The organism is Nostoc sp. DedQUE02 (assembly GCF_034531035.1).
Lineage (GTDB): Bacteria > Cyanobacteriota > Cyanobacteriia > Cyanobacteriales > Nostocaceae > Nostoc.
Genome location: NZ_JAVRBY020000004.1, coordinates 225787 through 250292, shown reverse-complemented (window position 1 = coordinate 250292; position 24506 = coordinate 225787). Strand labels below are relative to the sequence as shown.

22 protein-coding genes are annotated in these 24506 nt (G+C 41.7%); 10 read left to right on the top strand and 12 right to left on the bottom strand.

Annotated features, from left to right (window positions below):
* Positions 1-182 precede the first annotated feature (182 nt).
* Both RMX98_RS06435 and RMX98_RS06430 read left to right on the top strand, forming a co-directional pair.
* Positions 183-1628 carry a deoxyribodipyrimidine photo-lyase, 8-HDF type gene (locus RMX98_RS06435; RefSeq protein WP_409881186.1) on the top strand — a complete coding sequence of 482 codons (1446 nt, stop codon included), beginning with the start codon at positions 183-185 and terminating at the stop codon, positions 1626-1628.
* 392 nt (positions 1629-2020) lie between these two features.
* Complete coding sequence (locus RMX98_RS06430) at positions 2021-2227, top strand: glycogen debranching protein (protein WP_409881185.1); 207 nt, start codon at positions 2021-2023, stop codon at positions 2225-2227.
* 141 nt (positions 2228-2368) lie between these two features.
* Here RMX98_RS06430 and RMX98_RS06425 read toward each other — a convergent pair whose 3' ends face one another.
* Complete coding sequence (locus RMX98_RS06425) at positions 2369-2533, bottom strand: hypothetical protein (RefSeq protein ID WP_409881183.1); 165 nt, start codon at positions 2531-2533, stop codon at positions 2369-2371.
* 170 nt (positions 2534-2703) lie between these two features.
* On the opposite strand from RMX98_RS06425, the gene RMX98_RS06420 reads away from it, so the two are divergent.
* Positions 2704-3261: a methylmalonic aciduria and homocystinuria type D protein gene (locus RMX98_RS06420; protein WP_409881182.1), complete on the top strand. Its 558-nt coding sequence runs from the start codon at positions 2704-2706 to the stop codon at positions 3259-3261.
* Between the two features lie 98 nt (positions 3262-3359).
* On the opposite strand, the gene RMX98_RS06415 is transcribed toward RMX98_RS06420, so the two are convergent.
* Positions 3360-4376 carry a potassium channel family protein gene (locus tag RMX98_RS06415; RefSeq protein ID WP_409881240.1) on the bottom strand — a complete coding sequence of 339 codons (1017 nt, stop codon included), beginning with the start codon at positions 4374-4376 and terminating at the stop codon, positions 3360-3362.
* A 411-nt stretch (positions 4377-4787) separates the two neighbouring features.
* Between RMX98_RS06415 and RMX98_RS06410 the strand changes: the two genes are divergently transcribed.
* Positions 4788-6071: an aspartate aminotransferase family protein gene (locus RMX98_RS06410; RefSeq protein WP_409881181.1), complete on the top strand. Its 1284-nt coding sequence runs from the start codon at positions 4788-4790 to the stop codon at positions 6069-6071.
* 47 nt (positions 6072-6118) lie between these two features.
* Here the strand turns inward: RMX98_RS06410 and RMX98_RS06405 are convergent, their stop codons facing one another.
* From RMX98_RS06405 to RMX98_RS06375, 7 genes are all read right to left on the bottom strand, one after another.
* On the bottom strand, positions 6119-6724 hold the full coding sequence (locus tag RMX98_RS06405) for a DUF4129 domain-containing protein (protein WP_409881180.1): 606 nt from the start codon (positions 6722-6724) through the stop codon (positions 6119-6121).
* A 136-nt stretch (positions 6725-6860) separates the two neighbouring features.
* Complete coding sequence (locus RMX98_RS06400) at positions 6861-7349, bottom strand: DUF2243 domain-containing protein (protein WP_409881238.1); 489 nt, start codon at positions 7347-7349, stop codon at positions 6861-6863.
* Between the two features lie 155 nt (positions 7350-7504).
* Entirely contained in the window at positions 7505-7897 is a 393-nt protein-coding gene (locus RMX98_RS06395) for a pentapeptide repeat-containing protein (protein WP_409881179.1), read from the bottom strand.
* A 238-nt stretch (positions 7898-8135) separates the two neighbouring features.
* On the bottom strand, positions 8136-8573 hold the full coding sequence (locus RMX98_RS06390; RefSeq protein WP_409881178.1) for an RrF2 family transcriptional regulator: 438 nt from the start codon (positions 8571-8573) through the stop codon (positions 8136-8138).
* A gap of 231 nt (positions 8574-8804) precedes the next feature.
* Positions 8805-10154 carry an ATP-binding protein gene (locus RMX98_RS06385; RefSeq protein WP_409881177.1) on the bottom strand — a complete coding sequence of 450 codons (1350 nt, stop codon included), beginning with the start codon at positions 10152-10154 and terminating at the stop codon, positions 8805-8807.
* Between the two features lie 366 nt (positions 10155-10520).
* Positions 10521-10904 carry a hypothetical protein gene (locus RMX98_RS06380; protein WP_409881176.1) on the bottom strand — a complete coding sequence of 128 codons (384 nt, stop codon included), beginning with the start codon at positions 10902-10904 and terminating at the stop codon, positions 10521-10523.
* A 161-nt stretch (positions 10905-11065) separates the two neighbouring features.
* Entirely contained in the window at positions 11066-13216 is a 2151-nt protein-coding gene (locus RMX98_RS06375; RefSeq protein ID WP_409881174.1) for an ATP-binding protein, read from the bottom strand.
* Positions 13217-13514: 298 nt separating this feature from the next.
* Here RMX98_RS06375 and RMX98_RS06370 point away from each other — a divergent pair, with 298 nt between their 5' ends.
* Positions 13515-14255 (top strand): RibD family protein, encoded by a 741-nt coding sequence (locus tag RMX98_RS06370; protein ID WP_409881172.1) that lies wholly within the window; start codon positions 13515-13517, stop codon positions 14253-14255.
* Positions 14256-14410: 155 nt separating this feature from the next.
* Positions 14411-15592 (top strand): GNAT family N-acetyltransferase, encoded by a 1182-nt coding sequence (locus tag RMX98_RS06365; RefSeq protein WP_409881237.1) that lies wholly within the window; start codon positions 14411-14413, stop codon positions 15590-15592.
* A 29-nt stretch (positions 15593-15621) separates the two neighbouring features.
* Here the strand turns inward: RMX98_RS06365 and RMX98_RS06360 are convergent, their stop codons facing one another.
* Positions 15622-16629, bottom strand: coding sequence for a 1-aminocyclopropane-1-carboxylate deaminase/D-cysteine desulfhydrase (locus RMX98_RS06360; protein ID WP_409881171.1), 1008 nt, complete (start codon positions 16627-16629; stop codon positions 15622-15624).
* A gap of 222 nt (positions 16630-16851) precedes the next feature.
* On the opposite strand from RMX98_RS06360, the gene RMX98_RS06355 reads away from it, so the two are divergent.
* From RMX98_RS06355 to RMX98_RS06345, 3 genes are all read left to right on the top strand, one after another.
* Positions 16852-18582, top strand: a complete 1731-nt coding sequence (locus RMX98_RS06355; RefSeq protein WP_409881169.1) for a diflavin flavoprotein — start codon at positions 16852-16854, stop codon at positions 18580-18582.
* 144 nt (positions 18583-18726) lie between these two features.
* Complete coding sequence (locus RMX98_RS06350) at positions 18727-19239, top strand: phosphate-starvation-inducible PsiE family protein (protein WP_409881168.1); 513 nt, start codon at positions 18727-18729, stop codon at positions 19237-19239.
* A gap of 247 nt (positions 19240-19486) precedes the next feature.
* Entirely contained in the window at positions 19487-21223 is a 1737-nt protein-coding gene (locus RMX98_RS06345) for a diflavin flavoprotein (protein ID WP_409881167.1), read from the top strand.
* On the opposite strand, the gene RMX98_RS06340 is transcribed toward RMX98_RS06345, so the two are convergent.
* A complete protein-coding gene (locus RMX98_RS06340; protein ID WP_409881165.1) occupies positions 21220-21408 on the bottom strand; it encodes a hypothetical protein in 189 nt (62 codons plus the stop codon). The genes RMX98_RS06345 and RMX98_RS06340 overlap by 4 nt on opposite strands.
* Positions 21395-22798 (bottom strand): AAA-like domain-containing protein, encoded by a 1404-nt coding sequence (locus RMX98_RS06335; RefSeq protein ID WP_409881163.1) that lies wholly within the window; start codon positions 22796-22798, stop codon positions 21395-21397. The genes RMX98_RS06340 and RMX98_RS06335 overlap by 14 nt, the downstream gene beginning before the upstream one ends.
* Before the next feature lie 1060 nt (positions 22799-23858).
* Between RMX98_RS06335 and RMX98_RS06330 the strand changes: the two genes are divergently transcribed.
* The gene (locus RMX98_RS06330; protein ID WP_409881162.1) at positions 23859-24455 is read left to right on the top strand and encodes a cytochrome b/b6 domain-containing protein; all 597 of its coding nucleotides are present in this window, start codon (positions 23859-23861) and stop codon (positions 24453-24455) included.
* The last annotated feature ends 51 nt before the right edge of the window (positions 24456-24506 follow it).

Genomic DNA, 24506 nt, shown 5'->3' with positions numbered 1-24506 from the left:
GGGCAAAGGGGAAAGGAAAGCTCCCTCCTTTTCCCTTTTCCCTTTTCCCTTTTCCCTTTTCCCTTTTTCCTACCCGAAGGGTTTTGCCCAATGCCCAATACCAAAGAAATTTATCGCCAGAATGATGCTCATTGGTACCACTAGCATCTAAGCTAGTACGGGTGAACTATATGTAGCATGGAATGTCTGACTTAATTCTGTTTTGGCATCGGCGCGATTTACGCATTTCTGACAATACGGGACTGGCTGCGGCAAAACGGCAGAGTCCGAAAGTGGTGGGCGTGTTTTGCCTTGATCCAAATATTCTGGAACGGGATGATGTTGCTCCTGTGAAAGTAACTTATATGATTGGTTGTTTGCAGAAACTCCAAGAGCGATATGCTCAAGTTGGTAGCCAATTATTAATACTCCACGCCAATCCTGTACAAGCGATACCGGCTTTAGCGCAGGCAATAAATGCCAAAGCTGTTTTTTGGAATTGGGATGTAGAACCTTATTCGCAAGAACGCGATCGCACAATTATAAATGCCCTCAAAGAAAAAGGTATTCAGTTTCTTGAGCAAAACTGGGATCAGATCCTCAATTCCCCAGAGCAATTACGCACCGGTAGCAATCAACCTTACACAGTTTACACCCCCTTCTGGAAAAATTGGATTACCAAACCAAAAGCGAATCCAGTAGAAACACTGGAAAATGTTGAGGGATTAACGGAAGCTGAACAGGAAACTGCAAAACTTGTAGGAGCGATCGCATTACCTTCAGCGAAAGATTTAGGATTCATCTGGGATGAACAATTGATTATTTCACCAGGAGAGGCGGCGGCGCAAGAACGACTAGAGGAATTTACTGCTAAAGCTATTACTGAATACCAAGAACAGCGAAATTATCCCGCAGTTGATGGAACATCGCAGCTGAGTGCAGCTTTGAAATTTGGTGTAATAGGCATTCGCACCGTTTGGCAAGCCACTATAGAAGCACAGGAAAACAGCCGCAGTGAAGAAACAGCAGTTAATATCCGCACATGGCAACAGGAATTAGCTTGGCGGGAATTTTATCAACACGCAATGTATAACTTTCCTGAATTAGCTGATGGTGCTTTTCGCAATACCTTCAAAAACTTTCCTTGGGAAACTAACGAAGAACATTTCCAAGCCTGGTGTGAGGGGAGAACAGGCTACCCGATTGTGGATGCAGCAATGCGCCAGATGAATGAAAGCGGCTGGATGCACAACCGTTGTCGGATGATTGTCGCTAGTTTCCTCACTAAAGACTTGCTAATTAATCCCCAATTGGGAGAAAAATACTTTATGCAGCACCTAATTGATGGTGATTTATCTGCCAACAATGGCGGTTGGCAATGGAGTGCTTCTAGTGGTATGGACCCTAAACCAGTGCGGATTTTCAACCCAGCCAGTCAAACACAAAAATTTGATCCAGATGGGGAATATATTCGGCAATGGGTATCAGAATTGCGGTCTGTAGATACAGAATATTTAGTTACTGGTAAAATTCCATCTTTAGAACGTCATGCTGTTGGCTATCCTGAACCTATTGTGGATCATAAAATACAACAACAGCAGTTTAAACAGCGTTATCAACAGCAAAAAAATCTGAGTGGTGGTGAGTGAAATTATTAGTTTTTTAATATTTAATTAACACTCATATAGTAATACCAATTCTTGAAGAGGCTGCATAGAATACACATCTGGTGAGATGAATTATGCATTGCCCAAAATTTTTGGTAGGCACAATTCATAAATAATGGCTACGTCATGTTCACTCATGTTTCTAATAGACCCTTATGAAATAGAGCTTCGAGTAAACTACTCCATATAGCTTAACGTGGCCATTGCACTGATACAGTAGTATTGCACCATGAGCCGCGATCGCTCACTCTGTTTTAGTTCTCAGTTCAAATCGTGTTTCACGTTAACTCCATTTTTATCAATGGTTTCAGATTGCTATAGTATTCTAAAATAACGAATAGATTTTTTCGCTACAGTTTTCGAGGGAATATTCCATGACTATTTGGGTAAATGAGCAAATTGATCCGTCTGGGATGATTCATGCCTGTATTGCCTGTTGTAATGAATCTCAAGCCAAAGATTGTCATGATTCATTTGAGAATAATTTAACCGAGAGACAAAAGGCAGCAGGTTGGGTAGCGCGATTGCGGACAGTTGATTCTTGGGATGAAGTACCAGTGAATTCTTTAAAACTTAATTAATTGGGTGGTATGGAAAGTATGCTGTAGAGCTTAAGCATTTCCTGATAGACCCGATTCCCTTTGTTTTTTCTGCTTGCCTTTAGTGAAACTCCAATACGCTTTGCTTCACCAGACAACTTTTTAATCAAGCTTTGCTGACAGTTATACCATTTTGGTTTTGACTGCAAATTCTCTGAGATGGAGGTTATTTTTTGGGATTTTGATTGACCATATTTCTGGCGCATAGGCGTAGCCAACCATAGGGATTGCTCGTCTACCACATGCTGCACCTATGCCAATGCCGATAGCGATCGCAGCAAATCCCATTAGAACAGGTTAATAAAGGATAAAATTAGGATTAAAATTCTCAAATTATTAGCAACTGTTGCCAAAAAAAGTAACATATTATAGAAAAATGATGATTTTTCTGAACTTTTAAGAGCTATCATCTATACCGGAGATTAAATTAAAAATTTTGCATAAATCGAATCAATTTAGTGAACTATCCCAAGGTTTACACTTCGGAGCAAGCCTGTCCCATTAATTTAGTTGGCGAAACGGGACAAGCGGTTCAAATTTCAATTCATGCTCCCAGTCAATATATCTGTGCCAACTGCGAACGGATATTACCAGATTGGAAACGCCAGCCATTTTTACGAGTAGTGATTGTTTTACAGCAATCGCGTTATCAACTAGTCGAAAAGACGGTAGAAGTAGAGACAGAGAAAGAACGCTTGCGAGAAAAGTTTATGAGATTTGGCTGCGATTTGGCATTTAATCTGCGCGATCGCGGCTATCTAACAGACTTAATCGACCCTCGTACAGGCTATCCTTTACTGTCTCATCCCGGTGCAATTCCCCACGATGACACAGCAGTTGTCAAAGCTTTACTTAACTATCCAGTGATTAAAAATCAATGCCGTGTACTAGTGCATCCCGATTGGGGTGCAGCAGTTTATCCTAGTATTTTGATATCAGAAGCTCCACCAATTTTGATCGAATGGGTTACAAAAGGTATAGCAGCTATGCATGGGTGGAGAGAAATTGATTATTAATTGGGCATTGGTTGGCAAAGCTAAGATTTTACAGTGGCATTTTTTTAAAACATTTTTATTTTTACTTTTTGTCTACAGAAATTATCTGATATCTGCCCTCAACTATTTTTCGGTCGTCGCAATTTCTGAGAACCAATTGGGCCGAGAATTTGGTTAAGGCTACGCAACTGTTCTGCTGTACCCATACCAATTAGCCGATCGCCTGGCATTAAAATCGTATCGCCTGTGGGGCCACCGATTAAAGTTCCATCAGCGCGGCGAATTACCAGAACTAATGCTCCAGATTGCGATCGCAATCTCGCTTTTTGCAAAGTTTGACCTACAAAGGGACAAAAAGCCGGGTCGAGTAAAAATTCTTCCATATATAATTGGCGGTCTGCACCTGTCAAAATCCCGTCTACAAAGTCCAATACTTGGGGTCTGAGTGCCGCCGCAGCCATGCGCTTTCCACCAGTAATATAGGGGGATATCACTTCATCTGCACCACCGCGTCGTAACTTCTGCAAAGCTTCTTCTGTACTTGCCCGTGCAATCACCCGAATTACTGGATTAAGTGTTTTTGCTGATAAAACAATGTATAAATTTTCAGCATCTGAAGGCAGGGCAGCAACGATACAAATCGCCCGTTCAACGCCAACTTTCAAAAGCGTGTCATCTAGGGTCGCATCACCTTGGTATGCTGTGTAACCTTCTGCCTGCGCCCTTTGTACAGATTCCATGTCTGAATCAATTACTACAAAAGATACACCTTCTGCCCGAAATTCTTTGGAAATTTGACGACCAGTCCGGCTAAATCCACAAATGATATAGTGTTCTGTTAGGGATTCCATTAACCGCCTCTGTTGCTGTAGCCGAATTCCTTCTTGAAAGTAGCCTTGAATGATCGCTTCTGTAAATCTGTTGACAATGTAACCGATATTAACTACACCCAACAAAATCAGGGCAATGGTAAACAATCGTCCTCGGCTACCTAGCGGGTGCGTCTCTCCATATCCCACAGTTGCAAGAGTGATAACTGTCATGTAGGCTGCATCTTCCCATGACCAGCCCTCCACTAGCCAGTACCACAAAGTGCCAATGAAGAAAACACCGCCAAGAGCGATCGCCCCAGCCATTAACTCTTTTTGGATACGTTGATATTTTTGCTCAAGTGTTGAGAATGACGTAACAATAGTACTTTTAGCCTGCTTTTTGTAGTTTTGTACTAACTTTATCGCATTTGTGCTTTTTAGTACATTCAAACTACAAATCCAGCTATGACAGGTTACTACTTTGAAGCGGCCACCGTAGGCGATCGCCTGTTAGACTACCTTTCTTTTCAAAAAACTGACAGGCTGCGCTTATGCAAACTTGCCTCTTGCTCAAGCATTGAGTACAAAATTTTTTTCACACCGGCAAGCGTTCGAGGTGATATAAGCGTTAGCCTAAGAAGAAGTGCGAGTTGTGCTAAATAAAAAGTATTTTTTAGGGATTTCTAGGAAACTAGTAAATAACTATATAATGAAAAACTTTCAGGAGGAGCGGTAGTGAGCCTACAAACTCTCGTTGAACAAGCCACCATCCCCCCAGATTCAGGGTCTGTAGCATCTAATCCCTTTGATGCAGATAGCTTTAATGAAGCTGTCATGTCTACTTACGGCCGGTTTTCCTTAGCCCTAGAACGGGGTGCTGGATGCCGGGTTTGGGATACACAGGGGCGCGAATATCTGGACTTTGTAGCGGGAATTGCCACTTGTACTTTGGGACACGCCCACCCAGTTATGGTAGAAGCGGTAACACGCCAAATCCAGAAGCTGCACCATGTCTCTAATTTGTACTACATTCCTGAGCAAGGTGAATTGGCAAAATGGCTAGTTGAACATTCTTGTGCCGATCGCGTATTTTTCTGCAACTCTGGAGCTGAAGCTAACGAAGCCGCAATAAAATTGGCGCGGAAATATGCCCACACAGTATTAGACATTGAAAAACCGATTATTTTAACCGCCAATGCCAGTTTCCACGGGCGGACTTTGGCAACGATTACGGCTACAGCACAACCGAAGTATCAAAAATATTTTGATCCCTTGGTTCCTGGTTTCCACTACGTAAATTACAACGATATCAACGCTGTGGAAGTGGCGATTAGCGAGTTGGATGAAGGCGATTATCGGGTAGCAGCAATTCTAATCGAGCCATTGCAGGGAGAAGGCGGTGTCCGTCCAGGAGATATTGCCTATTTCAAAAAGCTCCGGCAAATTTGCGACGAAACTGGCATTTTATTGATTTTCGATGAAGTGCAAGTTGGTATGGGACGCAGTGGCAAATTATGGGCTTACGAACATCTTGGCGTTGAACCGGATATTTTCACCAGTGCCAAAGGCTTAGGTGGAGGTGTCCCGATCGGTGCAATGATGAGCAAGAAATTCTGCGATGTTTTTCAACCAGGGGAACACGCCAGCACCTTTGGCGGAAATCCTTTTGTGTGTGGTGTAGCACTCAGTGTTTGCCAAACATTGGAACGGGAAAATATTTTACAGAATGTGCAAGACAGAGGTGAACAATTGCGATCTGGATTAAAAGCGATCGCAGCAAAATATCCTCAGCACATTAGCGAAGTTCGGGGTTGGGGTTTAATCAACGGTTTGGAGTTGCGAGCCGATATTCAACTAACCGCAGCCGATGTCGTCAATGCTGCTATCAACGAGGGCGTATTGCTGGTACCCGCCGGGCCAAAAGTAGTCCGGTTTGTGCCACCGCTAATTGTCACAGAGGCGGAAGTAAACACTGCCTTGGAAGCTGTAGAAAAGGCGATCGCAATTCTCACCAAATAGAATATTGTTTGTTTTGTGTAGAGACGTTGCAATGCAACGTCTCTTTTTCATTCTGGGGAAATTTCCCGAAAAGCTTGCCGACACTGCTCGTAATTGTCTGACAAAATCTCGGTATTACCAAAACATAATTGCTCGTGAGTGGTAATTAAAGTTTCATAAGGCTGTATGGGAGTCACAGACGATCGCAGTAATTGCAAATATTCTCCATCTGTACGGCTGAGTTTGTGGGGTGCGATTGCATTTTTATCTAACTGCTGCAACATCGCTAAATAAACACAACGGCAAGCCTCACGGAAATTACCTTGACGATAAAATTGTTGCGATCGCTCCAACAAAAGGGCAATAGATGACTCACTAAAGCGAGTTTTTCGGCGAAAGTCCGTGAAATTGCCAGTTTTATTTAGCCAAGAATATATATAGGGACTGAATTCTCGCCATAATCGCCAACCCACCCACGCTATAAATAATCCCAATACCAGCCAAAATAAGAATTTCAGCAATTCACTAAACCAAGGGCTAATTGACCATCCAGTAGGCAATTCTGGTAAAGCCTGTTCAAAGCGGTAAAACTGGTATTCCCACCATTCACCCGCTTGTTGTTGGAATTGAGATAATTGCCAACTCCAGCTAGTTTTTTCAAAAGTATCTGTCATAGGAGGGAGTAGGGGAGTGGGGGAGGCAGGGGGAGCAGGCAACGTCAAAGGGGAAAGGGCAAGGGGCAAAGGGGAAAGGAAAGTTCCCTCCTTTTCCCTTTTTCCTACCCGAAGGGTTTTGCCCAATGCCCGATGACTAATCACTAATGACTCTTGACTCTTTTTTGATCATTAGCCAGCCAATGACAACAAGTAGCGCACCCAATGCCAAAAATCCTAGATCCCAAGCTAACTCATTTGGGCCTGGTTTAACATGATGAACACCGAGAATTTGGTGGTCAATTAAACCTTCAATAAAGTCGAACAACCCAGTTCCAATCAGTATAGATCCAATAAAGGTTTGTGATGACCAAGGAACATCATCACGTCTTCCAGCACGCCATAGTAGCACAAGTCCTGCCACGGTGAATACCCAATTTAAGGTATGAAAGAAGCCATCCCATACCATGTTCAAATCTATATTCGCCCTGTTTGTCAGAGGTCTAATGTTACTGAGCATGTGATGCCACTGGAGGATTTGATGCAGTAAAATTCCATCAATAAACCCTCCAAGACCCACACCAAGAAAAATTCCAGCAGTGATTAGTGGTGCGCGTCGGTTGAGGATTTCACTTTTCGCCTCCATTGTCAACCTCATAGATAGGCTTTTTTACCAAAATACAACTCTTTTGAGAGAAATATCTTCTATCTTGAGGCAAGTAGGATCGTTCAACTTAAATATGCCTGATCCAGAACCCTTGTAGTGACGTAGCACTGCTACTTTTCTAGATTTTTCTATGTCTAATCTTCAATTTTAATCTGCATACCCGCTTTCACTGGGTCGAAATCTTGGGGAAAATGGGTGCTGCGATCGCAGTCTGCTTTTTCCAGGTTCGCTCCTTTGAGATCGGCTCGGCGGAGATTTGCTGACATTAATAATGCTCCCCTCAGATCGGCATCCTTGAGATTAGCTTGACTCAGATCGGCAAAACTCAAATCACTTCCCCTCAAATTAGCGCCACTCAGATTAGCTTCACTCAAATCAGCATAACTAAGGTCAGATCCTTTCAAGTTAATGCTTTGCAAATCAGCATTACCCAGTTCTGCTTTACTAAAGTCTCGTTTTCCTGCTGCATAACTCTCCACAAGAGTAGCGGCACTATTTATAATCTGTTGAGAATTGACTTCAGGCATATAACAGCCTCACAGGTTATCTCGTTATTGCTTTCATGTACCCTTTTTAATTACATTAGCGTAGCGGTAGCACCCCATACCTTGACAGGCAAGAAAGCTACACACAGCGTTTCGTAGAGAGCTTCATTACGAATTACGAATTACGAACTTGTACTGCCCTTCGACTTACCTCGACTTCGCTCGGCACAAGTCGCTCAGGAACCGCGTAGCCGAAGTACGAATTATTAGGTCATTCTTCCTAAATATAATACATTAGTTCCTTCTGTTCTCGGATTGCTCTTCGTTCACAAAGGTCTTGGAGTGTATATTTTTCCAAAACAGAGTTAGCGGCCTGACGTGCTTCCTGCCAGACTTCCTGAATGATCTCACCTTCTACCGTGTTGGGAGTCGGCTCACAAGGAGAGACAACAATATCTGACCCTTCCATGCAGCTAAAAGCATCAAACACTGTGATCTTTGCGGGATCTCGCGCCAGAACATAGCCACCTTTGGCTCCGCGTATACTCTTAATTAAACCTCCACGTCTTAATGTTGCGAGGAGTTGTTCTAAATACCGATTCGGTATATCTTGCAATGCCGCTATTTCTCGAATTTGCAGGGCTTCACCTTTAGGGTAGCAGCTTGCCAACTCTAACAGGGCTAAAAGTGCGTATTCTGATTTATTAGAGATTACCACAGGCGTAATATTTTAAACTCACACCTAAAAATACAGAGTCTTGGAGTCTGTTTTCTTAAGCCAATGTTAAGAAAACTTTACAATCAACTTATCGTTGACCGGCTAACTCTACTTTAAAGACCTTTCTGTATAGAAGCAATTACTTTTTTTTTTAAATTCAATAAATAAAAGTGATTGATTATTGGACAGTAGTAAAAAAATCAGAGATAAAAGCAGCTTTAATGCAAGCCGCTATACATACAAATTTCTCGAAAATGGCAGAATGACTGTAAAGGTAGTTCCCACGCCGATCGCACTTTCGACCGTAATCTCGCCACCATGCAAATCTACAGCTTGCTTGACGATGGACAGCCCTAATCCCATTCCGGGGATATTGTCTGTATTACTAGCGCGATGGAAGGGTTCATAGATGTGTTCAATGTCAGTAGGAGGAATGCCGATCCCAGAGTCTTGAGTCTGGAATATAGCTTGATCGTTGGTAGTGGTGAGAGAAAAATTAACTGTACTAGCAATGGGAGAGTATTTTAGACAATTCGACAATAAATTACTCAAAATTTGCCGCAGTAGTTTAGCATCTAAGTTAGCTATTGGGCATTGGCACTTGCTGCTAAAATCGATCGCGTGTTGTGAGCGATCGCTCTGTTGTAATTCTTCTAAGAGATCGCGGCAAAATTCCATCAAATTTATGGGTGTTGGATTAAACTCTAACTTACCTGTTTCATCCTGATTCAGCACCAATACATCATTCAACAACTGGGTTATATGCATAACTGATGCTTGAATGCGACGTAGGTGGGTTTGTTGTCGTTCTTCGCTCCACAGATGGCGATAATGTTCTAGTAGTTCCGCAGAAGAGTGGATGGTAGCCAAAGGGGTGCGAAACTCATGGGAGGAGATGGTGAGTAAGCGAGATTTAAGTTCACTAAACTCTCTTTCTTTGGCAAGCGCTTGTCGCATCGCCTGTTCTGCCCATTGCAGCTTGGCTTGGGTTCGTTTACTTTCGCTAATGTCCCGCAATATCCAGCGCAGACTAACTAACTCACTATGTTGATCGCGGATAGCAACCACCTTAACCGCAGCAATAATAGGTCTTTTGTCACGCGGTCGTAGGTTTACTTCCCATTCTTGCATTTTCCAGTCTGGGAATTGGGTGCGATCGCGCAGATGAGTCAGTTTCAAATGAAAAGCAATGATTTCTTTCTCTAGCACAAAAATCCCTAAAGGTTTGCCCAACAACAAACTTTTGGAAACGTTGAGTAGATTAGTGGCGGCTGAGTTAGCTTCCTGAATTACCCCTTTTGTATCAGTCACAAAATAAGCGTCTGGTACTTCCTCAAACAGTTCTTGGTAGCGTTGGCCTTGTGCTACCAGTGCCTGCTGAGTGTTGGATAATTCTTCATTCTGTTGCTTTAAATCTTCATTTGCTAATTGTAGTTCTTCCAAAGCTAAGTAGACTTCTTTGAAGACTGCGGTAACGAGTTCAATACTTTCTGCTGCTTTTTGCTGTTCACTCTGGCGTTGCAAAAGGGCAACGCGCTGACGTATATTCTGTATCTGCAAGGCTAAATCGTCCAAATTCACGCTCTTGCTCCTAATTTCTAAAGTTGGGTTTGATTTTAGATTCCCTACTTGGACGATTTTAGCTTTTGAAGTTTAGCAGTTATCACTAATTTCAGCGTAGGTTTAGTTATTTGGGGCGATCAAGGCTTAATACATGAGAATTCAAGAGTCAGGTGGTCGTTGAGCGTAGTCGAGGTGAGCCAGAATTCTGAATTGAATTCCGTGCGACTGGTGGAGCCAGCTACGCAATCAGTGGTGAGTCTAAGTAATATGAAAAAGAATATAGAGACGTGGCAGTGCTACGTCTCTACAAGAGTTTGGGATAACGCATATTTCATTTCACCAGATGTCTAATTAATATAGCTAAGGATGTTCATTAATATATAGCTATATCAAGCCTAAACTAATAATTTTTTGCAATGCTTTTTCAAATGTTATACCCTGTTTGAGGGCGATATACAACAATGCGATTGTGGCTGAACGAATTGAATTATCACAATGTATCAGCATTGGTTTGGGTAATTCAGTGATGGTCTGATATATCTGGAGCGCACTTTGATGATTAATGTATTCAGATGTAGCTGGGAAGTTAAGGTAATACAATCCCAAAAGCTCAGTCTTTTCCTGTTCATTAGCCAGAAACCCTATTTCGTCAGGCAAACGTAGGTTCAGTACAGACCTATAGCCCTGATCACAGATTTGTTGTAGTTGATGTAGTGTAATTTGTCCTGCGATCGCTAACTCATCATTAATCTTCCTAACAATATTCATTAGCCCGATTAACCCTATTTTGCCAACATTACCCAAACTTGAAATTTAGTAAAACAATTTGAGGATCTTGTGAAGGATTGGGCATTGGGCAAAACATTTCCTCTTTTTTGTTAGCGGATAGCTAAGGTTTAGACCATTCTTGCATTGCAGCGCCGCAACGATTACCTCTCAAAAGTCCAATTTGCATAAACTCCTCCTTTTGGAAGACTTACCAGGATAGTTTGCAGCGATGAAAGACGAATCTCGCAAGTATCCTTACCAACTAGCAATTGGGATTTCGGGAATTTATCTTTGTCTACCTCTGCTTTTACAGATTTGTTGATCTCAACAGAGAGGCTTTCCCCAGACTCTTGTCGGCTAGGGTAGCGACTTGCTTTTGCCACCTCATTTCCAGAGGATAATTCCAGATCCCCGACATTTCCTTCTTTATTGGCAACAGTTAACAGCGAGATATCAATCAAAGGTATGGTAATTTTCAGTGTCGTACCTTGATGAAGTCCTGCACTCTCAAGAGTAATGCTGCCTCCCATAAGTTCAATTAAGTTTCGTGAAATTGCTAGTCCCAGTCCAGTACCTTCAAACTGGCGTGTGCTTGTGCCATTCACCATCACAAAGGGACGAAATAGTTTGTGCTGTTGAGTTGGATCAATACCTATACCTGTATCTTTGACAGCAACTACCACCTGAGGTTTACCATGACTATATTGAATTTCTGTAGCAATGGTGATGCTGCCTGTGTCGGTGAACTTGGTGGCGTTCCCAATAACATTAATTAGCACCTGCTTTAGTTTTGCCGCATCTGCCTTAATTGGTATCTGTTTAGGAGCTAACTCACATTTCAACTGCAAGCCTTTTTGTTGAACATTAACTGATTGTAAATTAATTACCTCTAACAATATTTGTCGGAGGTCAATCGGTGTGGAGACAACTGAAAGCTTACCTGCTTCGATTTTAGAAATGTCGAGTAAATCATTAATAATACCTAGCAAGTGAATCGTTGTTTCATCTGCACGTTTGAGAAACTCCATTTCTTCTTCCCGGTCATCACATAAGCCCTCTTCAACCAGGCGAATGCAGTTAATAATAATATTTAATGGGTTTCTCAATTCATGGGAAGTCGTAGCCAAAAATTGGCTTTTGATTTGGTTAGCAGTTTTTGCTTCTTTCCAAGCTATTTCTAGTTCTTCTGAGCCAGCTTTGAGCCGTTCTACCATTTGGTCTAATGCTTGGGCCAATTGATTGAATTCCCGGATCTGAAAATTGTGCGGAACTGGTTGTGCTGCGTGGTGAGAGTGAATATTGAGAGCGTAGTCTCGCAATTCTTCTACAGGACGTGCCAAGTAAGGAGCTAAATATAGCGATGCTAACAAACTTGCACCAATCAAACCAACTGTCAAAACAATGAGAATTAGTTTGATTTCTTCTAAACCAAAAAGCGCATTCTCAACACTAGTAACAGCTAAGACAATCCATTTTTCCTGCTGCTGTTGGGTGAGTGGACTTGGAATAGCCGTATAGCCAGCTACTAATTCTTTTCCATCTGTAAAAGACAAATTTATTGAATCGTTGAGTCCCGCGATACCTGGGTTAGGCTGCCCCAAGGCATTTTTAATTATGCTCTTGAGTTGGGAAGAATTTGGGTGTTGATTGATATTAGTTCCCACCCAGTCTGTGAATGGGTGTGCCAAAATTGTGCCATCTTCAGCAATTACTACCATCGCGCCTTTGAGCGATCCCGGCGGATTTCTGGTTTGTTCGGAGAATGCAGACTGAATACTTAAGCTATAAACTGAATTTTTTTGTTTATCAAAGATCGGTGTAGATAAAACTAATTGCAGTTGATTTTGTGTGTTTCTTTTTCCAGTCATTCCTGCCTTTGGTGGCAAGATTGCTTTAACATAAATTCCGTCACTAGGCAAAGGTAATTTCAATTTTCCAATTGCTTGATCCCCACAGCTACTGGCAATTATTTTCTGGTTGAGGATATTCGTTAATTGGATGCACTCAATATTACTTGGAAGTTGTTGCTTTAACTGGGTGAGAATTTCTTGCTCTTGTCTTGGCGAATCCGACGGAATAACTGTTGTTTTACTTACACTCAGCAGATTAGCTTTTAAGATTGCGATCGCATCTCCAATTCTCTCGCCTTTGCTGACAGCGCTTTCTGTTAAATTTTGCTGTGCAGTTCCCAATATGCTAGAACGTGCCTTATTCAAGGCAACAATCTCGCCTATAAGTAAAACTGGAACAAACACCAGCAATATTCTCGTTACTAAAATTCGACGAAAGGAAGATTGACGGGAATTAGTCATCGAGTGTCTCACTTTGCATCTGCAAACCACAACAGCAAAGATATGTAATTAGACCAGCTAGATGAGACATTTTATTAAATTATCAGAATTTTATTTTCAATGTTTAAAAATAACAAATTGCTATGATTCAAAAAGAAACGTGGTATACCAAAAATTGTATATGCTAGATGTAGAAGCAATTTATGTTCCATATAAATACGATGGTAAAATTTTGAAACAGTAGCTTGCAAGCATGGTTTTTTGAGAATTTACATAGGCTGAAAGAAAATATTAAACCTATCAAATCAATTTCAATTTAATGTTGCAACATCGTCCTCATACCACAGTTGTTTTAGCAATGAGTGCAGATGGCAAGATAGCAGATTTTAGGCGATCGCCTGCTCGGTTTGGCTCAAAGGTTGATAAAGTACACTTAGAAAAACAAATCGCTGCCTCTGATGCCGTTTTATTCGGTGCTGGTACTCTGGGCGCTTATGGAACAACACTTACAGTATCAGATCCAACTTTAGTGCAACTTCGAACTGAAGGAGGGAAGCCGCCGCAGCCAGTTCATATAGTGACTACACGCTCGGCAAACCTTAATCCGGAAATTCACTTTTTTAAGCAACCAGTTAGACGTTGGCTACTCACGACAACAGCAGGAGCAATTTCGTGGAAAGGACGCTTACAGACGCTACCCTCAACTTTGGGAATCGGAGTAAAGGAGCGTCCTCCAGAATTTGAGCAGATTCTGGTTTTTGAAACACCAACGCGAGAAATAGATATTCCCGCAGCTTTGAAGCAACTAGCCATTCTACATATAACACGCTTGGTGGTTTTAGGTGGAGGTGAATTAGTCGCTTCCTTACTGGAATTAGATTTAATTGATGAATTATGGCTAACTGTCTGTCCACTGATTTTAGGTGGTAATACCGCACCCACACCTGTAGACGGGAAAGGATTTTTACCCGATTTAGCTCCCAAGTTGCAACTTCTAGAAGTTCATACAGTTGAGCAAGAAGTGTTTTTGCACTATCGCCTGCAACGATTCGCAGATTAGATTACGCTAAGTTAAGTTATTCGGGATTGGGGACACTTCGACAAGCTCAGTGCATCGCTGAGGATTGGGCATTGGTTATTTCCTTGTCCTTCTTGTCTCCTTCATACCCCAGTCCCTAGTCCTTAGTCCCTAGTCCTCAATCCCCAATCCCCCTAATTGTGGAACAACTGAAGCCTCGCTATTCTGTCCTTTGGACGAACAAAATCGCTGAAGTACCCCAAAATGCCTGGAATGCTTTGGCAATGCCACTTAAAACGCCATTTTTAGAATGGGAGTGGCTCAACAATATCGAAACTTCCCAAAGTGCTACAGCTAAAACCGGTTGGCTGCCAAATCACTTGACATTGTGGCGAGATAGAACGCTGATTGCTGCTGCACCACTTTATCTCAAAGGACATAGTTCTGGTGAGTTTGTTTTCGATCACCAATGGGCAGAGTTAGCCGATCGCATTGGAGTCCAATATTATCCAAAATTGCTGGGAATGACACCATTTACTCCGGCTGAAGGCTATCGGTTTTTAGTCGCCCCAGGAGAAGATGAGGATGAAATCACAGCGATTATGGTGCATGAAATTGACACTTTTTGCTCCAAAAATGGAATTTCTGGGTGTCATTTTCTCTACGTTGATCCCCAATGGCGTCCTATTCTGGAACGGCATGGCTTTACAACTTGGCTGCATCACAGTTACATCTGGGAAAATGTTGGCTTTAAAACTTTTGATGATTACTTGAAGGTATTTAACGCCAATCAGCGCCGTAATATTAAGCGGGAACGCAAAGCTGTGGAAAAAGCAGGTTTACGATTACAACCCCTGACTGGCGATCAAATTCCTCAGTCTTTGTTTCCCTTGATGTACCGATTTTATGCTGACACTTGTGATAAGTTTGGCTGGTGGGGTAGCAAGTATCTGACAAAACGCTTTTTTGAGCAGCTACACTCTGATTATCGCCATCGAGTCTTGTTTGTTGCTGCATATAGCGAGGAAGATAACTCTCATCCTTTAGGGATGTCCTTTTGTTTGTATAAAGGTGACAAACTCTATGGACGCTATTGGGGAAGTTTTCAAGAAATAGATTGCTTACATTTTGATGTTTGCTATTATGCACCCATTGAGTGGGCGATCGCTAACGGAATCCAAAATTTTGACCCTGGCGCAGGCGGGCGACACAAAAAACGGCGCGGTTTCCCCGCTATGCCCAATCACAGTCTGCACCGTTTTTACAATAATCGTTTAGGACAAATTTTACGTCCTTATATTAAGGAAGTAAATCAACTCGAACAACAGGAGATTGAGGCAATTAATGCAGAGTTGCCATTTAGTGAGAAAAATGCTTGAGACATCTCCGACAATGATGTAGGGACAATTCATGAATTGTCCCTAGCAAGGATTTCGGGCAACGCATAACTAATTTCTGGAGACTCTATACCAACATTACCCTGTAAGCCTCCTGTGTGTACCAGCAGCAAGGAATTACCTCTAGAAAAAAATCCCTGCTTGAGTAAATCCATCACTCCGTAAAACAATTTAGCGGTATATACATAATCAAGGGGTACGCCATGCTCCTCTCGGAACTGCTGGCTAAACAGTAGTAGTTCATCGTTAACTTTTGCATAGCCGCCAAAATGGTAATCACACACTAATTCCCAGCTAGCCGGAGAACTATATGGCGCGGGTAAACCAGAAGTGAGGTAATTTGTCAATAGAGTTTCAATTTCTTGTGCAAGAAATGCACCATTTTTCAGAACGGGAAAAGCGATCGCTTTTTGTCCTTGATGTAACGAAAGCGTAATCCCAGCCAATGTAGTAGCCGTACCGCAGGCGACGCATATACGATCAAATTTGTAGGCGTAGCCAGCACTTCGACAAAGCTCAGTGACCACCGTAGGCATCGCATCACCAATTATCTCTGTGCAGCCGCGCACACCATTTAAATTACTGCCGCCTTCGGGAATGATAAAAACCTCGCCAAAGCGTTGTTGCAGATATTCTTGTAGCGCTGAGGTGTTTCGCTGTCGATATGTTTCGCGGTTCAGGTACACAAGTTGCATACCCTGCTGTACAGCAAAACTCAGCGTCGGATTCAGTGGTAGCCTCTCCTCTCCACGAATTACACCAATGGTGCGAAAACCGAAAAGATTACCAGCCGCCGCAGTTGCATAGATGTGATTAGAATAAGCACCGCCAAAAGTCAGCAGCGTCGTGAAGTTTTTCTTCTTGGCCTCCAAAAGATTGTATTTTAGCTTGAACCACTTGTTGCCGTTAACTAGAGGGTGCATGAGATCGAGGCGCAGCACATACAACTCAACACCAGCATGACGGGCGATTTCGCTGTTGATTTGTTGTAAAGGAGGAGGAAAAAAGATTAACGACATCTGTCAAGATTCTAACTTAGAATTTACATTCTCTCATCTTAATTATTTAACATAAAAGTAATGGTAAACATTGATTAATTCAATGGTAGTTCAATCAAAATAAAGAATAAATCTTTCTGATGATTAGCTTTAGGAATCGGCATTTTACTAATTGAGGATTTCAGGTAAATATAAGAAACATAACACTCGCTCCAGATAGATAATATTTTTTGGGGAAAAATTATGGTTGCACTCACAGAGCTTACTCAAGTTATTCCCAATCCCGGACGTTTGACGATTCAAACTGCTGAAATTGCTCCTCAAACGACAGCTATTCGTTGTCTCGACTGGGATAGAGACCGTTTTGATATCGAGTTTGGTTTACGGAATGGGACAACCTATAATTCTTTCTTAATTCAGGGAGAAAAAATTGCCTTAGTTGACACATCTCACCGCAAGTTTGAGCAACTATATCTTGAGATAGTGGCGGGATTAATTGATCCGGCTAAAATTGATTATTTAATTATTAGCCACACAGAACCCGACCACAGTGGTTTAGTAAAAAATATTTTACAATTAGCTCCTGCCATTACTGTTGTTGGTGCTAAGGTAGCTATTCAATTTTTAGAAAATATGGTTCACCAGCCTTTTAAATCAATGCAGGTGAAAAGTGGAGAACGATTAGATTTAGGCAACGGACACGAATTAGAATTTGTCTCTGCACCTAATTTACACTGGCCTGACACCATCTTGACTTATGACCACAAGACTTGCACTCTCTACACCTGTGATGTGTTTGGAATGCACTACTGTGATGACCATACTTATGATGAAAATATTACCTTACTAGAGGAGGATTTTAAATATTACTATGATTGTCTGATGGGGCCAAATGCTCGCTCTGTTTTGGCAGCGTTAAAGCGGATTGAAAAGTTAGAAATAGTCACAGTTGCCACAGGACACGGCCCTTTATTACAAAACTATGTTTCCGAATGGCTCGGATGGTATCAAAACTGGAGTTTAGAACAAGCAAAAACAGAGACATTAGTGGCTCTATTTTATGTTGAAGATTACGGGCATAGTGAGCATTTAATTCGGACAATAGCACATGGATGTGCGAAAACAGGCGTAGCAGTAGAATTAGTAGACCTCAATAGTGCCGAGCCTCAAGAAGTTCGAGAATTAGTTGCACAAGCTTCTGGTTTAATAATTGGAATGCCAGCCCAATCTTCGGCGATCGCTCAAGCTGCTTTAAGTACAATTTTAGCTGCTGTTCATAAGAAACAGGCAATTGGTTTATTAGAGTCAGGAGGAGGAGAAGATGAACCAGTTTATCCCTTACGCAATAAGTTTCAAGAACTAGGATTAATTGAAGCCTTTCCACCGATCTTAATTAAGGAAATTCCTACCCAAGTAACGGAACAGCTTTGTGATGAAGCGGGGACAGATATGGGTCAATGGTTGAACCGTGATCGCACCATTAAACAGATCAAATCTATCAATACCGAGCTAGAAAAAGCTTTAGGACGTATTAGCACCGGATTATACATTATCACTGCCAAAAAAGGAGAAATTCAAAGTGCAATGCTGGCTTCGTGGGTGACACAAGCAAGTCGTGAACCTTTAGGGGTAGCGATCGCAGTATCCAAAGATCGGGCAATTGAATCCTTGATGCACGTTGGCGATCGCTTTGTTTTAAACGTTTTAGAAGAAGGCAAATATCAAGGATTAATGAAACATTTCCTAAAGCGTTTTGCTCCCGGTGCAGACCGTTTTGCTGGAGTGAAAACATATCCAGCTAACAATCAATCGCCCGTTCTTGCTGAAGCTTTAGCTTATATGGAATGTGAAATTACTAGCCGTATGGACTGTGGAGATCATTGGGTAATTTATAGCACAGTCCAAACTGGAAGAGTTGCCAAGCTAAATGCGCTTACCGCCGCCCATCACCGCAAAATTGGCAATCATTACTAAATTGGGCATTGAAAAGAGGCAGAGGGGCAGGGTGCTGCTCTTGCTGAGGGGAAAACTCTCCTCCCCTGCTCCCCTGCTCCCCTGCTCCCCTGCTCCCCTGCTCCCCTGCTCCCCTGCTCCTCTACTCCCCACTCCCAAAAAACTATGTATAAATCTGTTGACAATACTCCAGTTAGTATGTACGAAATCAATCGAGGGCGCGTCGTCCGAACCTTAGAATTTATCCAAGATGTGATTGTAATTTCTTTGTGTATCGGTTTATTCAGCTTCATGGTGCTTCAGGTGAAAGATATGTTTCTTTCCTTGCTTCCACCTCTAGATTTTCATGCTGTTACTGCCGATATTCTCTTTTTACTTATCTTGGTTGAGTTATTTCGACTGCTGATTATTTACCTACAGGAACATAGAGTATCTATTGGAGTAGCTGTTGAAGTTTCTATCGTTTCTGCCTTGCGAGAAGTCATTGTTAAAGGTGTTCTAGAAACAAGTTGGAGTCAAGTTTTAGCAACTTGCGCCTTTTTATTAGTACTGGGAGTACTACAGTTCCTCCGAGTTTGGCTACCCCCAACCTTTGAAGGTATCGACCCGGAACAAGAAATATCTAAACGCTATAGGAATAGAGCCAAATCTGAATTAATACAAACCAATGGTCATTAAGAGTAGGGAGTCAGTAGAGACGTGATTAATTCGTCTGTAAGAGGATGTCTGAAAACTTTTTGGTGTTGTATTTGAGACTTGTAGATCCCCCTAAATCCCCCTTAAAAAGGGGGACTTTGATTCCGGCTCCCGCCCTTTTTAAGGGGATCAAGCGAAATATTTAATACTTCTCAGACATCCTCTAAGAAATAGAATCTTCTCCCAATGCCCAATGCCCAATGCCCAATGTCCCATTATAGAGGTTATTATGTCTGCAAATACTTTAACTACCAGCCATCCTAGAGATGTGCAAGTTGCTGAAATTGGTAAAAATACTGTGATTCTGCGATCGCGGACTTGGGAACGACTAAAATTTGAGGTAGAGTATTCCCGCCAACAGGGAACTACGGCGAATTCTTATCTGATTCAAGCTGATAAAAAGGCTTTAATTGACCCTCCTGGTGAATCCTTTACCGAAATTTACCTTCAGCAACTAGCACAACATCTAGACTTTACCACCCTAGATTACATTGTTCTCGGTCATGTCAACCCCAACCGCCGAGCTACTTTGCAAGTATTGCTCTCTCAAGTTCCTCAAGTTATTCTAATTTGTTCTCGCCCCGCCGCCAATGCTCTCAAAACCGCCTTTCCTGAATGGGAATCGCGTATTCAAGCGGTGCGATCGCAGGATACTCTAGATTTAGGACAAGGACATAATCTATCATTTATTACCGTACCAACTCCCCGTTGGGTGGATGGACTTTGTACTTACGATCCCGCCACCAAAATTCTCTACACAGACAAACTTTTTGGCGCTCATATTTGCGAAGATACCTTGTTTGATGAAGATTGGAAGGGATTAGATGCGGAACGTCGTTATTATTTTGAATGTCTCCATGCGCCCCAAGCCAAACAAGTTGAAGTAGCCTTAGATAAAATATCGGTTTTGTCCGCCAGATGTTACGCCCCAGCGCACGGCCCGGTTGTTCGCTATAGCCTGAGTCGTTTTACTTATGATTACCGTCAATGGTGTCAAGGGCAAAAATCTCAGGAGTTGAGTGTTGCTTTACTTTATGCTTCTGCTTATGGAAATACGGCAATTTTGGCAAATGCGATCACTCAAGGTTTGATTCAAAATGGAATTAATGTAAAATCAATTAACTGTGAACTAACAGACTCGGCAGAAATCACCCGCATTGTCGAAACCTGCGATGGTTTTATTATCGGCTCACCCACTTTAGGCGGCCATGCACCGACTCAAATTCAAACAGCTTTAGGAATAGTCCTCTCAACCACGGCTAAAACTAAACTAGCAGGGGTGTTTGGTTCTTACGGTTGGAGTGGAGAAGCAATTGATTTACTAGAAAGCAAACTGAAAGATGCTAATTATCAACTAGGATTTGAAACAATTCGGGTGCGTTTTAGTCCTACTCCTGAGATTCTCCAGCAGTGTCAAGAAGCAGGTGCTTCCTTTGCCCAAAACTTGAAGAAAACCAAAAAACTGCGTACTTCCCGCCAGGTTGTCACAGAAACCCATGTAGATCGTACTGAACAAGCTGTGGGGCGGATCATTGGTTCTCTATGTGTTGTGACAACTCGTGATGAAGAAACTCACAAAGGGGTTTTAACTTCTTGGATATCTCAAGCAACTTTTAACCCACCAGGAATTATGATTGCGATCGCTCAGGAGCAAAATGCAGATTTAATGTATCATCCTGGTGATCAATTTGTGCTAAATATCCTCAAAGAAGGAAGAAATCTACGACGCTATTTTTCTCGTCATAGCACTTTAGGGGATAATCCCTTTGCAAATCTTGCTACAAAAACTGCTCTTAATGGTTGTTTGATTCTAAATGAGGCATTAGCCTATTTAGAATGTACTGTACAAAATCAGCTTGAATGTGGCGATAGATGGTTAATTTATGCTGTTATCAATCACGGTGAAGTATTGGAAAATGATGGTGTTACTGCTTTGGAGCATCGAAAATCTGGCAGTTATTATTAATAGTTAAATCGCTTAAAGGGAAAGGATTTTGAGTTTCTTTCCCCTTTTTCCCGACAAATGCTAATAAGTCTATTAGCAACAAAACATTGTTCTCCTCTTTCGATAATTTCAGCAGCTTGCTTCCACTGCTTTTCATCATCTTTTGTCAAGTAACGCACTAAAATATTTGTATCAAATCCAATCACTTGAACTTTCTTGGATTGCTACTTCCATTTTTTCTAAAGTTGCACTTTTCATTCCCGGATGTATCACTTTTTTCAGATATTCTCGGAAATATAACCGATATAATTCACACGCAACAGTGCTGCGATCGCCTTCTAAATTAATTAGCCCTATACTCTGTAATTTATATGCCAATGCTGGCTCTAATTTCACATAATTTGTAGTATTAATCACTTCATAAAAAGCATCTGCCAATTCTGGCTGATCTCGTAGTACTACCACATACTGCTTTAAATACTCGTGATAGATTCCGGCTTCTGTTGTTGCTTGTTGCAATAACTCCCCTAAATCCCCTTGTAATCCACCTTTACCGACAAGGTGATACAATGCCAATCGCAGCAAATAAGGGTTTCCTCCTACCATTGCCATTAAAATATCGGCATTATCATCTGTCCAATCCAACCCGTGACGTTGTGCTAAATCCTGCACCTGCTCTTTCGTAAAAGGAGGTAAATTAATTGTCAAACCAATATTAAATGGCGATTGAGTCAGTTTCGTGGGAACAAGAATTTCCGTTGAGTAAACCAAAACCAGACGCAATTTTTGCCAAATTTCTACCCTTTTGGCTTGTTCATGCCACGATCGCACTAATGGTAGAAATTCTCCAGCAATTTCTTGATACTCAAACGCCCAATCCACCTCATTTAATACTAAAACCAGGGGACTTGAGAGCGCAGACAGTAAATACTGTTGGAAATATATAGAGCAGCTGACTTTGCTACCCATATCTTCATTCCAATAATCATTGAGCTTTGGTTCTAGCTGTAACTCCCGACTAACATTCGTACAGAACCAGCGCAAAAATTTATCCAAACTAGTAAATACTGCTTTGTCTGCTTGCTGAAAATCCAAAGTTACAGTATGAAAGCCTTGATTGTTAGCGCGTGCAAGCAACCGCAAAATCAAAGAGCTTTTCCCCATCTTCTTGGGTGCTTTAATGCAAATGGCACTCGCAGGTTCAGCTATTTCTGCGTAAGCGAGTTCTTCAATTGGTGGGCGAGGAATGTAAAATCTGGAATTAAGGGATACAGTACCACTAGGAAATTCTAAGGATACCGCCGTGGCTGCTCGATTGAATTCCTTGATTAATTGCTGATGCGTTTCGCTAAAAGGGTGATTTTCTAGAGTCTGGCGAAAGTTGGATTTATTTATCGGTTCTTTGGAAAAATTACTCAATACTTGCCATAAATGAGCAGCAATTTTCTTCACACCTTCCTCGCCATAGTGTGCTTCGCAGGCTATATTGGTGTAAGTTTTTCCTTCCCACGAAGAACGCAATATCAATTCTTGGAGCGTCGTTAAACCGGTTGCTTGACTGGCTTTTAGTAGCAATACTAGTTCATCTATAGTCATTACTCATCCGCTCTGATTCAGCATGACATTTTCTTACACTATTAAGTTTTGAAACTCAATGTAGGTTCAATACTGCTTGAGTTTTGCATTTTTAACTCGGAATTGGGTTTGGGGAAAAGGTTAAAGGGTAAAGGTTAAAGGTTTTTTCTTTCCCCTTTTCCCCAAAACCCGACAAGTATTGAATGTAGGCTGCTTTGTATGCATAGCAGCCAGCCCAGGCCAAAAAAGCTACAAAAAAGCCTTGACAATTTTTTTGTATCCTCAAATATTTGACGTGACTTAATCATAGAATTTTTTTTACAAATTTTTTCGGGTTTTTAGGTAATTGTATGTGACTTGAACTATTTTTTTAGACATATCTTAGAATTTAGATGCACACAACGTGGCAATTTTTTAGAAAAAATTGCCATTGCGATCGCAACAGAGGTTATATTCGTCTATTTACTTTTTTTTAAATTCCATCCCAATTTATGATTTGGGCTGATATGTCTCTGAACTAAGTTACAGCCTAATAAACCAATACAGTTCAGTTAAGGGTGAAAGACTGATTAGTGATATGAAATTTAGGAGCCAATACAGTTAGAAATTTATTTGTTGAGGCAGGCAGGGGAGGCAGTGACGGGTACGCAGGGGTTTCCCCAAGTGGAGCAACTGCCGTGGAGCAGGAGAAGCGGGGAAGCAGAGGGGGAGAAAAAAGCTTATCCCAAGCGTATTGTCTTAACGTGAGTTCGACAAGTCCTTTTTTGACCTCTTCCCCAACCCTTCTTCGTGTTTATCAAATGTTGTGATATCTGAGGGTGCGAAATGTGAGTTTTAACACCTGTATTACCGATTCCACTCGTGTCAAATTTCGCTTGAAACAAGCGATCGCTTCAATTCAGAAATCCATGTTTCCCTCATAACCAGTCCAAACTGACATTTAAAACAGCAGATGGTAGACCATCAATGTCAGAATACAGAGTCAGAGGATGGGAAAATAAAAGTGAGTCATGTCCATCTCCAAATTTGCTGGACTATTTACCCAAGACAGATAAACAACAAATTTTATCAGTCAAAACCTATGACTTCGACCCCCTATCAAACTCGAAAGCCACCCACTCAAGCGATCGCAGCCAAGATTTTCCACTGGTGTAACATCATTAGTCTATTTATCATGCTCACCAGTGGACTACAAATTTATAACGCCAACCCGGTTTTTGGTGGACGTGCAGGTTTGCACATTCCTCCGATATTTACGTTAGGAGGTTGGCTAGCAGGAGGTAGACACTGGCATTTTGCCGCAATGTGGCTATTTTCACTGAATCTTCTATGGTATGGAATTTATATTTTAATTACCCGACGTTGGCGACATCGGTTTGTAGGTGCTAATGACTTCAAAGCATTACAAAAAAGTCAAAATTCCAAACGTCTAATTTATGCTTGGCATCGAATTGCTTATACAGCAATTATTCCTATCTTGCTGCTAGCGTTATTGACAGGAATAGGAATGTATAAACCTGCTCAATTTCCCTGGATTGTAGATATGTTTGGTAGTTGGCAGGCATTGCGGATCGTTCACTTTGCCTCAGTGCCGATGGTCATCTTATTTGTAGTCATTCATTATCAATTAGGACGTAAGGCTGGTGGGACTGAATTAACAGAATCAATGTTTTACTAAACAAACTCTGGTCATAAAAGTAGGAAAACACAATGACCAATAACAAATGAC